Source organism: Azospirillum griseum (assembly GCF_003966125.1).
GTDB classification, from domain to species: domain Bacteria; phylum Pseudomonadota; class Alphaproteobacteria; order Azospirillales; family Azospirillaceae; genus Azospirillum; species Azospirillum griseum.
This window is the reverse complement of sequence record NZ_RXMA01000010.1, coordinates 26944-41532: the sequence shown is the minus strand read 5'-3', so window position 1 is coordinate 41532 and position 14589 is coordinate 26944. Positions and strand designations below refer to the sequence as shown.

Here is a 14589-nt window from a genome sequence, read left to right as displayed (position 1 = left end):
GGCCCGCGCCGCCCCTGTGCGGTGGCGCGGCAGTCCCCTCCCCGATCATCACCGGGCGAGGGTCAGGATGGGGGCAGCGTCGGTCCGCCCCCCTCTACCCCAAGGGGGCCATTCCCCCTCAGGTCAACGTCAAGACTGTGAAAGGGTCGTTCCATGACCACCGAGTTGAACCAGGGTGAGCAGTTCGTCGAAGAGTTCCGCGCCAACGCAGCGGCCCTGACCACTGCCAACGCCTACAACCCGGAAGATGAGCACGACGCCTGCGGCGTCGGCTTCATCGCCGCGATTGACGGCAAGCCCCGCCGTTCGGTGGTCGAAAAAGGCATCGAGGCGCTGAAGGCCGTTTGGCACCGTGGCGCGGTGGACGCCGACGGCAAGACCGGCGACGGGGCGGGCATCCATGTCCAGGTCCCGCAGAAGTTCTTCAAGGACCATGTGCGGATCATCGGCCACCGCGCGCCGGACAACAATCTGGCGGTCGGTCAGGTCTTCCTGCCGCGCGTCAGCCTGGACGCGCAGGAAGCCTGCCGCTGCATCGTCGAAACCGAAATCCTCGCCTTCGGCTATTACATCTATGGCTGGCGTCAGGTGCCGATCAACGTCGACATCATCGGCGAGAAGGCCAACGCGACCCGGCCGGAGATCGAGCAGATCATCGTCGGCAACACCAAGGGCGTGTCGGACGAGCAGTTCGAGCTGGACCTCTACATCATCCGCCGCCGCATCGAAAAGGCGGTGCGCGGGGAGCAGATCAACGATTTCTACATCTGCTCGCTGTCGGCCCGTTCGCTGATCTACAAGGGCATGTTCCTGGCCGAACAGCTCACCACCTTCTACCCCGATCTGACGGATGAGCGATTCGAGTCGAGCTTTGCCATCTACCACCAGCGCTATTCGACCAACACCTTCCCCACCTGGCCGCTGGCCCAGCCCTTCCGCATGCTCGCCCACAACGGCGAGATCAACACGCTGAAGGGCAACGTCAACTGGATGAAGGCGCACGAAACCCGCATGGAGCATGCGGCCTTCGGCCCCTACATGCAGGATCTCAAGCCGATCATCGGCGTCGGCCTGTCCGACTCCGGTGCCTTCGACTCGGTGTTCGAGGTGATGGTCCGCGCCGGTCGCACCGCGCCGATGGTCAAGATGATGCTGGTCCCGCAGGCGCTGACCAGCTCCAAGACCACGCCGGACAACCACAAGGCCCTGATCGCCTACTGCAACTCGGTGATGGAGCCGTGGGACGGCCCCGCCGCCCTGGCGATGACCGATGGCCGTTGGGTCGTCGGCGGCATGGACCGCAACGGCCTGCGCCCGATGCGCTACACCATCACCACCGACGGCCTGATCATCGGCGGCTCGGAAACCGGCATGGTGAAGATCGACGAGGCGATGGTCATCGAAAAGGGCCGCCTGGGTCCGGGGGAGATGATCGCCGTCGATCTGGTGGCGGGCAAGCTCTACCACGACCGCGAGCTGAAGGATCACCTCGCCGCGCAAAAGCCGTGGGGCCAGTGGGTGAAGAACACCACCCACCTGGACGAGCTGGTCAAGACCGCCGCCGAGAAGGGCGAGCCGTCGGAGATGGACAAGGCCGGGCTGCGCAAGCGCCAGATGGCCTTCGGCCTGACCATGGAAGACATGGAACTCATCCTCCACCCGATGGCGGAGGACGGGAAGGAGGCCATCGGCTCGATGGGCGACGACAGCCCCATCGCCGTGCTGTCCGACAAATATCGCGGCCTGCACAACTTCTTCCGCCAGAACTTCAGCCAGGTCACGAACCCGCCCATCGACTCCTTGCGCGAACGCCGCGTGATGAGCCTGAAGACGCGTCTGGGCAATCTGGGCAACATCCTGGACGAGGATGAAAGCCAAACCCGCCTGCTGCAGCTCGACAGCCCGGTGCTGACCACCGCCGAATTCCGCGCCATGCGCGCCTATATGGGCGACACGCTGGCGCAGATCGACGCGACCTTCCCGGTCGATGGCGGTCCCGACGCCCTGCGCGACGCCCTGCGCCGCATCCGCCTGGAGGCCGAGGACGCCGTGCGCGGCGGGGCCAGCCATGTGGTGCTGACGGACGAGGCGATGGGGGCGGACCGCGCCGCCATCCCGGCGATCCTCGCCACCGCCGCCGTCCACACCCACCTGATCCGTAGCAACCTGCGCACCTTCACCTCGCTGAACGTGCGGTCGGCGGAATGCCTGGACGTGCATTTCTTCGCCGTGCTGATCGGCGTCGGGGCCACCACGGTCAACGCCTATCTCGCGCAGGAAGCGGTGGCCGAACGCCACCGTCGCGGCCTGCTGGGCGCGCTGCCGCTGGAAAAGGCGATGGCGAACTACAAGAAGTCCATCGACGACGGCCTGCTGAAGATCATGTCCAAGATGGGCATCTCGGTCATCAGCAGCTATCGCGGCGGCGGCAATTTCGAGGCCATCGGCCTGTCGCGCGCCCTGGTCGCCGAGCATTTCCCGGCGATGGTCAGCCGGATTTCCGGCATCGGCCTGACCGGCATCCAAAAGAAGGTGCTGGAACAGCACGCCGTGGCCTATGACGAGGAGGTCGTGGCCCTGCCGGTGGGCGGCTTCTACCGCTTCCGCAAATCGGGCGACCGCCATGGCTGGGAGGGTGGGGTCATCCACACCCTGCAACAGGCCGTCACCAACGACAGCTACACCACCTTCAAGAAATATTCGGAGCAGGTGAACAACCGCCCGCCGATGCAGCTGCGCGACCTGCTGGAGTTCCGCTCCACCAAGCCCGCCGTGCCGGTGGACGAGGTGGAAAGCATCACCGCGATCCGCAAGCGCTTCATCACCCCGGGCATGTCGATGGGCGCCCTGTCGCCCGAGGCGCACGGCACGCTGAACGTCGCGATGAACCGCATCGGCGCCAAATCCGACTCGGGGGAGGGCGGCGAGGATCCGGCGCGCTTCCGTCCCGACAAGAACGGCGACAACTGGAACTCCGCCATCAAGCAGGTGGCCTCGGGCCGCTTCGGCGTCACCGCCGAATACCTGAACCAGTGCCGCGAGCTGGAGATCAAGGTCGCCCAGGGGGCCAAGCCCGGTGAAGGCGGGCAGCTGCCCGGCTTCAAGGTGACGGAGATGATCGCCAAGCTGCGCCACGCCACCCCCGGCGTGATGCTGATCAGCCCGCCGCCGCACCACGACATCTATTCGATCGAGGATCTGGCCCAGCTCATCTACGACCTGAAGCAGATCAACCCGGACGCCAAGGTCACGGTCAAGCTGGTCAGCCGGTCCGGCATCGGCACCATCGCGGCGGGCGTGGCCAAGGCCAACGCCGACATCATCCTGATTTCCGGCCATTCCGGCGGCACCGGTGCCAGCCCGCAGACCTCGATCAAGTTCGCCGGTCTGCCCTGGGAAATGGGCCTGTCGGAGGTGCATCAGGTGCTGACGCTGAACCGTCTGCGCCACCGCGTGCGGCTGCGCACCGACGGTGGTCTGAAGACGGGCCGCGACATCGTCATCGCCGCCATGCTGGGCGCGGAAGAGTATGGCATCGGCACCGCCAGCCTGATCGCCATGGGCTGCATCATGGTGCGCCAGTGCCATTCCAACACCTGCCCGGTCGGCGTCTGCGTGCAGGATGAAAAGCTGCGCGAGAAGTTCATCGGCTCGCCGGAAAAGGTGGTCAACCTCTTCACCTTCCTGGCCGAAGAGGTCCGCGAGATCCTGGCCAAGCTGGGCTTCCGCACGCTGAACGAGGTGATCGGTCGCACCGATCTGCTCCATCAGGTCAGCCGTGGTGCCGAACACCTCGACGACCTCGATCTGAACCCGCTGCTGGCCCAGGTCGATCCGGGTGAGAACGCGCGCTACTGCACGCTCCAGGGCCGCAACGAGGTGCCGGACACGCTCGACGCCCGCATCGTCGCCGACGCCCGCCCGCTGTTCGAAGAGGGCGAGAAGATGCAGCTCGCCTACAACGCGCGGAACACCCAGCGCGCCATCGGCACCCGCCTGTCGTCGATGATCACCCGCAAATACGGGATGACCGGGCTGCAACCCGGCCACATCACCGTCCGCCTGCGCGGCACCGCCGGTCAGTCGCTCGGGGCCTTCGCGGTCCAGGGCATCAAGCTGGAGGTGATGGGCGACGCCAACGACTATGTCGGCAAGGGTCTGTCGGGCGGCATGATCGTCGTCCGTCCGCCCAGCAACAGCACGCTGGAGTCGAACAAGAACACGATCATCGGCAACACCGTTCTGTACGGGGCGACGGCGGGCAAGCTGTTCGCCGCCGGTCAGGCCGGGGAACGCTTCGCGGTGCGCAACTCCGGGGCCACCGTGGTGGTCGAGGGCTGCGGATCGAACGGCTGCGAGTACATGACCGGCGGTGTCGCCGTCATCCTCGGCAAGGTCGGTGACAATTTCGGGGCCGGAATGACCGGCGGCATGGCCTATGTCTATGACGAGGCCGATCAGTTGCCGCTCTACATCAACGACGAAAGCGTCATCTTCCAGCGCGTCGAGGTCAGCCACTACGAAGCCCAGCTCCGCAGCCTGATCGAGGAGCACGTCGCCGAAACGCAAAGCCGTTTCGCCGCCGAAATCCTCAACGATTGGGAACGGGAACTCGGCAAGTTCTGGCAGATCGTGCCCAAGGAGATGCTGAGCCGTCTGGCGGTTCCGGTGACGCTGCCCAAGGCGATCCCGGCCGAATAACAGGACCCACGCAACCCTGAGAGCGGCGGTCCGGCACCTTGCCGGGCCGCCGTTTTCGTTTTCCCCACAATCAACAGGTTTGGCCTTGCGTCAGCTTCGCCACAGAGGGAGGCGCACGCGCGGGCTGTTTTCCTCTGCTGCGTTGCGCTAAAGTCCGCCCGCCATGAGGATCCTGTACCATCACCCGCTGAACGTGCTGTCGCGCGTCGTCCGCATCACGCTGGCCGAAAAGGGCATTCCTTTCGAGCCGGTGATCGAACGCCCGTGGGAACGGCGCGACGCCTTCCTGCGCATGACCCCGGCCGCCGAGGTTCCGGTGCTGGTGGAGGAGGATGGCGCGGTCATCGTCGGCGGTTGGGCGCTGATCGAGTATCTGGAGGAGGCCTACCCCGACAACACCCAGCTGCTGCCGCGCGACGTGGTGCACCGGGCGGAGGTGCGGCGGTTGGCCGACTGGTTCCTGCTGAAGTTCGACCGCGAGGTCACGGAAAATCTGGTCGGCGAAAAGCTGATGAAACGGCTGTCGGGCCAGGGCCATCCCTTTGCCCCGGCGATCCGCGCCGGGTTGGCCAACATCCATTACCACCTGGATTACATCGCCTTCCTGTCGGAACGCCGCCCCTGGCTGGCCGGTCCGACCTTCACCCTGGCCGACATCGCCGCCGCCGCCGCGCTGTCCTGCGTCGATTACATCGACAACGTGCCGTGGGACAAGAACCCGGAGGCCAAGGACTGGTACGCGCGGATCAAGTCGCGCCCCAGCTTCCGCGCCATCCTGGCCGACAACATCACCGGTTGCCCGCCCCCCCGCCATTACGCGGACCTGGATTTCTGACACAGGTCAACCCGATCCTCCGTTTCGGTGGGGGTGGACCAACGTCGAATATCAGGGTTAACTGGTTCAAACCATTCCCAAAGGGAGACCACCGATGCGTCGTCCATCCGTCCGTTCCGTTGCGCCTGGCCTGTTGGCGGGCGGCCTGTTCGCGCTGGCCGTCACCGCGTGGTCACCGGTGCGCGCCGACGTGCCCGTGGTCGATGACGCGGGTGCCCGCGCCCTGGCCAGCACGCTGAAAAGCGGGCTGACCCGCTGGATGCCGCCCGGCACCGACGACAGCGACGTGAGCTTCGAATGGGATGGGGAACCGACGGTCAAGGTGTCGGGCGACCATTACGACATCGCCCTGCCCCGTCTGGCGGCGGAAAGCGACGGCCTGCGGATCGAGGTCGGGACCGTGCTGCTCAGCGTCACCCCGCGCGACGGCGGTCAATTCGGCGTGTCCGTCACCCTGCCGAACAAGATCCTCGTCCAGAGCTTTGACGAGCAGGAGGAGGATTACAAGGACGCCGCCACCGTCACGCTGGGCCGCCAAAGCTTCAGCGGCGTGTGGTCGGCCGCGCTGGAAACCATGCTGACGATGGACGGGACGTTCAACGACGTCGCCGTGACCAGCCCGGACGGCAAGGGTGGTCTGACCATCGGCGGGGTGGTGCTGAAGCAGGATTTGAAGGCCGACGGTCCGACGACCTGGTCAGGCCCCTCCAACTTCGCATTCAGCAACATCATCGCCACCGACGAAAAGAAGCGCGACGTCTTCAAGATGGCCGGTCTGTCGGTGGAAAACACCTACACCCGCGCCGATTTCTCGCGCATCAACGCCTTGCAGACGATGGCACAGCGCGTGTCCGCCACCGGCAAGCCGCCGAAGGTGGCGGAGATCCTGCCCGTGTTGCGCGGGACCATCGCCGGTTTCGACAGCCGTTTCACCCTGTCCGGCCTGAGCGGCACCGACCCCAGCGACGGGACCAAGATCGATCTGGGCCATCTGTCGGTCTCCACCGGCGTCGCCGCGCTGGATCAGGATTTCTCGACCATCAGCGCCGGGTTGTCCGCCCGCGATTTCACCATGACTCCGTTGGCCGCCCCCGTCGCCTTCGTCCCGAAGACGGTCGAGGTCGGCCTGTCGGTGGCCAAGCTGCCCAACGCCGCGCTGTGGCAGGGGGTGAGCGATCTGGCCCTGTCGATGGAGGCTTCCGCCGAACCGAAGCCGAAGAAGGGGGACAAGGCCAAGACCGCCCCGGCCCCAGCCACCCCGCTGCCCACGCCCGACGCGGTGATCGCCCGGACCATGGCCGCGCTGGTGGACGCCGGGGCCGAACTGCGACTCGACGCGCTGAAGGTCGAAACCCCGGCCACCACCGGGACCGCCACCGGGGCGATGCGGGTGGCCCCCAAATCCGATTTCGGCGTCGTCGGCGGCGTCACCATCCTGCTGAAGGGGCTGGACGCGGCGGCCAAGGCCCTGCAACCCGCCCCCGGCAAGAAGCTGGACAAGGACGCGCAGGACGCGTTGGGCATGATCGGCATGCTCCAGGCCATGGGCCAGATCAGCAAGGACGAGAGCGGGGCCGAGCTGCGCAGCTACAAGATCGAGCTGACCGAGGCGGGCCAACTGCTGCTGAACGGCGGCGACATGGCCCCGCTGCTGGGCGGCCCCCAGACCTCCGCCCCCACCCCGGCCCCGGCGGACGCGGGCAAGCCGAAGAAGTAAGCGCGCCATCACCGCACCAACCGCGCCGGGCCAAGGGATCATCCCCTTGGCCCGATGTGTTTTTGCGCGCCGTTCCCCCTTGAACGGCGGAGCCGCTTTCACATATCTCCGCCGTCTCAAGATCACGCCCACCACACGGATGAAGGTGCCCACCATGACCGAGGAACGGCTCAGTTTTCAGGCCGAGGTCAGCCGTCTGCTCGACATCGTCGCCCACTCGCTCTACAGCGAGAAGGAAGTCTTCCTGCGCGAACTGGTGTCCAACGCGTCCGACGCCTGCGACCGTCTGCGCTACGCCGCGCTGACCCAGCCTGAACTCTCGTCCGACGACCCCGATCTGAAGGTCCGCCTGCTGGCCGACAAGGAGGCGCGGACCCTGACCGTCGCCGACAACGGCATCGGCATGAACCGCCAGGATCTGGTCGACAATCTCGGGACCATCGCCCGCTCCGGGACCGCCGCCTTCATGAATTCGCTGAAGGCCAACGGGGGCGACGCCAAGAAGGACGTCAACCTGATCGGCCAGTTCGGCGTCGGTTTCTACTCCGCCTTCATGGCCGCCGACCGGGTGGAGGTGCTGACCCGCAAGGCCGGGGACAGCCAGGGTTGGCGCTGGCAGTCCGACGGCAAGGGCGAGTTCACCATCGCCGAGGTCGCCGACCTGCCGCGCGGCACCAAGATCATCCTGCATCTGCGCGAGGGTGATGACGAGTATCTGGAGGAGCACCGGCTCCAGGCCATCGTCCGCAAATACTCCGACCACATCGCCATCCCCATCCTGTTCGGCGAGGGCGAGGACGCCAAGGCGCTGAACAGCGCGTCGGCCCTGTGGACCCGCTCCAAGAACGAGATCACGGCGGAGCAGTACAAGGAATTCTACCACCATGTCGGCCACGCCTTTGACGAGCCGTGGCTGACCCTGCATTGGCGGGCGGAAGGGGCGCTGGAATACACCAACCTCCTGTTCATCCCCTCGACCAAGCCGTTCGACCTGTTCGACCCCAAACGCGCCCACCGGGTGAAGCTGTACGTCAAGCGCGTGTTCATCACCGACGCGGCCGAGGGGCTGATCCCGCCCTATCTGCGCTTCGTCCGGGGTGTGGTGGACAGCGAGGATCTGCCGCTGAACATCAGCCGCGAGATGCTCCAGCACAACCCGATGCTGGCCAAGATCCGCGCCGGTCTGACCCGCCGCATCCTGTCGGAGCTGGCCAAGAAGGCCAAGGACAGCGAGAAGGCCGCCGAATACGCCACCTTCTGGGAGAAATTCGGCGCGGTCCTGAAAGAAGGTCTGTACGAGGATTACGAGCACCGCGACGAGCTGATGAAGCTGCTGCGCTTCCGCTCCACCGTCGGCGACGGGCTGGTCTCGCTCGACGAGTATGTCGCGCGGATGAAGGAGGGCCAGGACGCCATCTACACCATTTCGGGTGAGGATGTGGACAGCCTGCTGCGCAGCCCGCAGTTGGAAGGCTTCAAGGCCAAGGGCGTGGAGGTCCTGCTGCTGACCGACCCGGTGGACGAGTTCTGGATGCCGTCGGTCGGCGTCTACGACTCCAAACCCTTCAAGTCGGTGACGCGCGGCGGGGCCGATCTGGGCAAGATCCAGGGCGGCGAGGACAAGCCGGAGGACAAGACCCCCGACGGCGAGGTCGTCGATCTGCTGGCCCTGCTGAAGCTGACGCTGGGCGACTCGGTGAAGGACGTCCGCAAGTCCGAACGCCTGACCAACAGCGCCGTCTGTCTGGTGTCGGACGACAACGACATGGACATGCATCTGGAACGCCTGCTGAAGCAGCACAAGCAGTTGGGCGGCTCCACCGCCAAGCGCATCCTGGAAATCAACCCCGCCCACCCGCTCATCAAGCGTCTGGCCGACCGGGCCAAGGCCGACGGCGCGGCGACGGCGCTGGAGGATGCGGCGTGGCTGCTGCTGGATCAGGCCCGCATCGTTGAAGGCGAACCGGTCCCCGACCCCGCCGCCTTCGCCCGCCGCATGGCCGGTGCGATGGAAAAGGGTCTGGCGTAAGGGGCTGACCACAAGAGGCATTGATCAAGAGAGAATTCAGCAAGGCGGGAGACCGCCTTGCTTGTTTTTCAACTTCCTATATCTGATATTTCTCAATGACTTCCTATGTATGCATTTGGGGGCAGATCGCGTTAAATCAGAATCGATTCAACGCGTGAATTTTCTCGATAAATCAAGGCTTAGAGCGCCGTGTTGCGCCACTTTTTTGGCGCGACGCTCTAAGCCAAATCAACGGATTAACCGAAATCATCCAATTGTATTTATATAGGATTTTTTCACCTTTGTTTTTGATTTATCCTGATTGAAAGGCAGCAGGAATAGGTCTATATAATTTTTAAAGTAAGGTGAGTTGGCCTCTATGGGGGAGGATTCAATCTATCACCTGGAAAAGGTTTAACTTCGGTCAAATGCCATGACGGTTCCTTCAACCACACTAGAGTCTGCTCCAAGCCGTGAACGTACGCTTGACGATCTGAAGATGACAAACTCATCACCGGAGCATGATGATGGCAAGGTTCTGCGCTTCCTGATCGAAAACGAAGAAAAGCTTATTGCGGATGGCATTCGTCGTTATGATGCCATAACGAAGTAGACCTGTTTTTCTTGTTGATAAACAGAATCAATTGAAATGGCAGCTCACTAGAGCTGCCATTTTTGCAATTAGAATGCGGTATCATGCCATTGTATTCCGTTGATGATTTTCAACCCTCCGATTTCAAGAAATTAAACCGTATCGATGTTGTTCAAAAAACTGCGGAGATTAGTGTTAAGACATGCAATCGCATTGCTCTGCGTGATCACAATCTATCCGATGCTGTGTGCGTTAAAGAAGATGGCGCAAGCAATCTTGTTAAGGCATATTTTTACAATGTTTCCTTGTTTAAAGTAAGGAACGCATACAAAAAAGATCAGAGAATAAACCAAGAGAAGATATGCGCTCTACTTCTGAAAACGTGCACAGAACACAATTGGGCTGCTTTATTTAGCCAAAAATCTGCTGATTTATCAGATGATTTCATGGAGAAAATGTTTATTGACTTTACTTTTAAGCTAATTTGCGCTTTTGCAGGCGTCAAAGACACAAGTCAAACTGGAAATCTAGAGCGTGATTTCCAAATTTGCATGCATGAGAACAGCTTCATGACAGATGAATGGGCTTGTTGGATGATGACATCCTTTATCAAAGCCTATGGTGGCCCAATGGGCTGTGAAGAGTAACTGAACCTTATTTAGCGTTCCACCCGCGCGGCGGGGAAGATCAGCGACATCGTCGTGCCACGTTCGGGCGTGCTGACCACGTCCAGCCGCCCGCCGTGCAGTTCGATCAGGCATTTGGTCAGGGGCAGCCCCAGACCGGTGCCGACATGGCCACGGCCCAGCGCGCTGTCGATCTGCCCCCATGGCTCCATCGCCCGCGCCAGCTCCGATCCCGACATGCCGATGCCGGTGTCGTGCACCGACAGCCACAGGGCACCGGTGTTGGCGATGCGGGCACCCACCGTCACCACCCCGTCGCGCGGGGTGAACTTCACCGCGTTCGACAGCAGATTCAGCAGCATCTGACGCAGCTTGCGTTCGTCGGCGCGCAGGGGCGGCAAATCGGTCGGCACGGTGCTGACGATGCGCACGCCGCTGCGCGACGCCCGTTCCGACAGCAGCCGCGCGCCGCTGGCCGCCACGCGCGGCACATCGATCCGCGTTTCAGACAGCTCCAGCCGCACCGCCTCCGCCTTCGACAGGTCCAACAGATCGTTGATCAGATCCATCAGGTGCCGCCCGCTGTCGGCGATGTCGCGGGCGTATTCGGCGTAGAGCGGGATGGTGTGGGGGCCGAGAACCTCCTGTTCCAGGATTTCGGCAAAGCCCATCATGGCGTTGAGCGGCGTGCGGATCTCATGGCTCATGTTGGCCAGAAAGGCCGTCTTGGCGCGGTTGGCCTGATCGGCCTGCCGCCGGGCCGCCTCCAACTGGCGGGCGCGCAGGTCGGACTGTTCGGCAGACAGCAGCATCAGATCGGCCACCGTCGCCAAGCCCCGGTAAAGACCGGCCTCCACCACGATGAAGCTGCCATGCCCGGGGGCGGGGCGGAAACGGGCCAACCGCCGCCCGACCTCCCCCAACGGCAAGGCGGCTTCGACCAGCAGCGGGGCCGGATCCATCGCCTCGGTGATGGGGCGCTGGTCGCAGTCGGGAGTGGTTGCACAGGCGGAAAGCAGGGCGTGACGCTCCACCAGCCCGACCGGACAACCGTCGCGCCCGACCACCGCCAGCGCCCACAGATCGGCTTTGCGGGCGAAACGGTCGCGCGCGTCCCCGCACAGCCCGTCCGCCGCCAGCGGGGCCACGGGCACGGCCAACCCGGCGGCGGTGTAGACCGCCTCTCCATCGCCCAAGGACGGGGCCGAACCGTTCACTGGAGGGGACGTCACGATGGCTTGAGCCTCCCAAACACCGCCGCCAACGCCAGCCGGGGGCGATCCGGCCCGCTTAAGCGTTAGGAAAACGGTAACAGTGGTTTATGAGCAATTGGTTTCAATCCCGATGTCAAAGCGGCCATGCGCGTGCCATCCTTTCCCCCCGACCGCCACGGCGGTGGCCCGCGTAACGGCCCGCGTGACGGTTTGAGAATCGGCTTGAAACACAGTATGATGGTCGGGTATTTGCCGGGAGGCGGGGGACAGGCTCCCATCCGTCACGCCATCGCAGGGGAGCGTCATGACGTCGCGCATTGAAGATCTGTGCGTCCAGAAGGGGTTGAAGATGACCGACCAGCGGCGCGTGATCTCGCGCGTGCTGTCGGACGCCACCGATCACCCCGACGTGGAAGAGGTGCACCGCCGCGCCGCCGCCATCGACCACCGGATTTCCATCGCCACCGTCTACCGCACCATGCGGCTGCTGGAAGAGGCGCACGTCATCGACCGGCTGGATTTCGGCGATGGCCGCGCCCGCTACGAAGGCACCCGCACCGACCATCACCATCACCTGATCGATGTGAATTCCGGTGAGGTGATCGAGTTCACCAGCGAGGAGATGGAACGGCTGAAGGAGGCCATCGCCCGCGAGCTGGGCTATGACCTGATCGGCCACCGGCTGGAGCTGTACGGCGTGCCGCGCAACCGGCGCAGCGACTCCGGCGACGGGGCCTGAGCGCCTCTCCCCATCGTCCGGCCTCCTGGTCATCACGGATCGCCCCTGATCCTGCGGGAATCCGCTTGCCCTTTTCCGCCACCCGGCGTGATAACCCGGCCATGCAGACCACGGCTCTCCCCACCCCGCCGCCGCCCGGCATCGACCATGATGCCCCGGGCGTGGCGTTTTTCGATTTCGACGGCACGCTGATCCACGGCGACAGCCTGCCGATGTTCGTGGGTGAGGTGATCGGGCAGCGCCGCGCCGCCCTGGCCCTGGCCGACGCCATCCGCTCCTGCCTGCACCGCCATGTGCGGGGAAAGGGGCCGGGGGTGGATTTTCCCGGATCGGTCAAGGCGGTCTATCTGAAGCGCACCCTGCGCGGCCTGCCGCTGGCCGACGCCGCCGCCGCCGCCGAACGGATGGTCCGGCGGGTCCGCTGGCACGCGCCGCTTCTGGAGATCCTGAAGACCCACCAACGTCACGGCCGCCGCGTGGTCGTCGCCACCGGGGCGCTGGACCTGTACATGCCCGCCCTGCTGCGCGGCCTGGGCGTGGATGATCTGCTGGCCACCGGCATGGAGGTGGTGGACGACCGTTTGACCGGGCGGCTCAGCACCGGCAATTGCGTGCGGCGGGACAAGGCCGACCGGGTGCGCGCCTGGATGCAGGAGCACGCCCCGATCGGAACCACCTGGGGCTATGGCAACCGCCCCAGCGACCTGCCGATGCTGGCCCTGATGCAGCGCGGTGAGGTGGTGACGATCAAGCGGGGAAAACCCCAACCCACGCCGGGTTTACAACCTTAGCGCATCTGTCTATCGTCAAACCCTGATGAACGATCCTCGCCCCGATCGCGACAAGGAGACGGCGGTGTTCAGCATTGACGCCGACATCCAAACGCCCGAACCCGGCGGTCGGCGCGCGCTGGTGGCCGATGACGATCCCCAGCAGCGGGCCACCCTGATCCAGCATCTGACCGCGCGCGGTTTCCGCGTGTCGGCGACCAGCGACGGCATGAACGCCCTGACCCTGATCGGGTCGGAGGCCCCCAGCGTCGCCCTGCTGCAACGCCACGGCGCGGACGGCAGCGGCGAGCGCACCGCCGCGCTCGCGGCGATGCTCTACCCCCACACCCGCATCCTTGTCACCGCCAGCCCGGAGGGTGTCGGCGGGGAAACGGTCGGCGCGGCGGGGGACGAACCCTTTCCCGTCCTGCACCGCCCGGTCAACCTCGACCAGCTCGACCGTTGGCTGGAGTCGCTACAGCGCTGACGGGGCCGTGTCCGCAGCGGGCCGGACCACATGCCCGAGCTTGTGCGGGTTCGACACCTGATAGAGCCGGGCGATCCGCCCGTCGGCGATCTCCATCCCCCACACCGCGTGAAACGTCCCGCCGAAGGTGACGAGAAGGCCCGGCCCGCCATTCACCCGCACGGGGGTGAAGCCATAGCTTTTGTTGCGCTTGCGCTGAACGCCCAGGATGAAGCGGGCGATGCGGTCAGGGCCGCGCAGGGGGTTGATGGCGGTCCGCACCACGCCGCCGCCGTCGCTCAACCACTGCGCCTCGTCCGCCAGCAGGGCGACGATGCCCGCGTAATCGCGGCGTTGGCTGGCCTCGGCAAAGGCGGCGGCCAGCTTGCGCCCGGCGGTCTGGCTGCGCGGCGGCCCGGACTCGTCCACGTCCCGCATTTTCTCGCGCGCCCGCCGCATGATCTGGCGGCAGGCCTCCACCGATTTTCCCAGAATCGGGGCGATGTCGGCGTAATCGAGATCCATGGCCGCGCGCAGCACAAACACCGCGCGCTGATCCGGCCCCAACCGTTCCAGCAGCAGCATCAGGGCGATGGGGGTGGAGTCGGCCTCGTCGGCCTCCTCCTCCCACACCGACACCTCGGGTTCGGGCAGCCACAGCCCGTAATAGCGCTCCCGCACCGCGCGCGCCGCGCGCAGCCGGTCCAACGCCAGCCGGGTGACGATGGTGGTCAGCAGCGCCGGGGCGGAGGCGACCGCCGACGCTTCGACCGCGCTCCACCGCAGCCAGGCGTCTTGCAGCACGTCGTCGGCCTCCGCCACCGATCCCAACAGCCGGTAGGCCAAGGCCCGCAAGCGCCCCCGCTCGCCCGCGAACAGGGCGAGCGGGGCGTGGTCCGGACGATCCGTTGCCCCGCTCAC

11 protein-coding genes are annotated in these 14589 nt (G+C 64.9%); 9 read left to right on the top strand and 2 right to left on the bottom strand.

Annotated features, from left to right (window positions below):
• The first annotated feature begins 153 nt into the window (after window positions 1–153).
• The 6 genes from gltB (at window position 154) to EJ903_RS12295 (ending at window position 10500) form a co-directional block, all read left to right on the top strand.
• Window positions 154–4701, top strand: a complete 4548-nt coding sequence (gene gltB, locus EJ903_RS12320) for a glutamate synthase large subunit (protein ID WP_126615599.1) — start codon at window positions 154–156, stop codon at window positions 4699–4701.
• Between the two features lie 163 nt (window positions 4702–4864).
• Complete coding sequence (locus EJ903_RS12315; protein ID WP_126615597.1) at window positions 4865–5536, top strand: glutathione S-transferase family protein; 672 nt, start codon at window positions 4865–4867, stop codon at window positions 5534–5536.
• A 94-nt stretch (window positions 5537–5630) separates the two neighbouring features.
• Window positions 5631–7253, top strand: a complete 1623-nt coding sequence (locus EJ903_RS12310) for a YdgA family protein (RefSeq protein WP_126615594.1) — start codon at window positions 5631–5633, stop codon at window positions 7251–7253.
• 154 nt (window positions 7254–7407) lie between these two features.
• On the top strand, window positions 7408–9282 hold the full coding sequence (gene htpG, locus EJ903_RS12305) for a molecular chaperone HtpG (RefSeq protein WP_126615592.1): 1875 nt from the start codon (window positions 7408–7410) through the stop codon (window positions 9280–9282).
• 412 nt (window positions 9283–9694) lie between these two features.
• On the top strand, window positions 9695–9874 hold the full coding sequence (locus EJ903_RS12300) for a hypothetical protein (protein WP_126615590.1): 180 nt from the start codon (window positions 9695–9697) through the stop codon (window positions 9872–9874).
• An 83-nt stretch (window positions 9875–9957) separates the two neighbouring features.
• Window positions 9958–10500: a hypothetical protein gene (locus tag EJ903_RS12295; protein WP_126615588.1), complete on the top strand. Its 543-nt coding sequence runs from the start codon at window positions 9958–9960 to the stop codon at window positions 10498–10500.
• Window positions 10501–10511: 11 nt separating this feature from the next.
• Here the strand turns inward: EJ903_RS12295 and EJ903_RS12290 are convergent, their stop codons facing one another.
• Window positions 10512–11711, bottom strand: a complete 1200-nt coding sequence (locus EJ903_RS12290; RefSeq protein ID WP_246015507.1) for a sensor histidine kinase — start codon at window positions 11709–11711, stop codon at window positions 10512–10514.
• Window positions 11712–11997: 286 nt separating this feature from the next.
• Between EJ903_RS12290 and EJ903_RS12285 the strand changes: the two genes are divergently transcribed.
• From EJ903_RS12285 to EJ903_RS12275, 3 genes are all read left to right on the top strand, one after another.
• Window positions 11998–12432, top strand: a complete 435-nt coding sequence (locus tag EJ903_RS12285) for a Fur family transcriptional regulator (RefSeq protein ID WP_126615584.1) — start codon at window positions 11998–12000, stop codon at window positions 12430–12432.
• Between the two features lie 101 nt (window positions 12433–12533).
• Window positions 12534–13223: an HAD family hydrolase gene (locus EJ903_RS12280; RefSeq protein WP_126615582.1), complete on the top strand. Its 690-nt coding sequence runs from the start codon at window positions 12534–12536 to the stop codon at window positions 13221–13223.
• A gap of 25 nt (window positions 13224–13248) precedes the next feature.
• Window positions 13249–13689, top strand: a complete 441-nt coding sequence (locus EJ903_RS12275) for a response regulator (protein ID WP_126615580.1) — start codon at window positions 13249–13251, stop codon at window positions 13687–13689.
• Here the strand turns inward: EJ903_RS12275 and sigJ are convergent.
• Window positions 13678–14589 (bottom strand): RNA polymerase sigma factor SigJ, encoded by a 912-nt coding sequence (gene sigJ, locus EJ903_RS12270; RefSeq protein ID WP_126615578.1) that lies wholly within the window; start codon window positions 14587–14589, stop codon window positions 13678–13680. The two genes, EJ903_RS12275 and sigJ, sit on opposite strands and share 12 nt — an antisense overlap.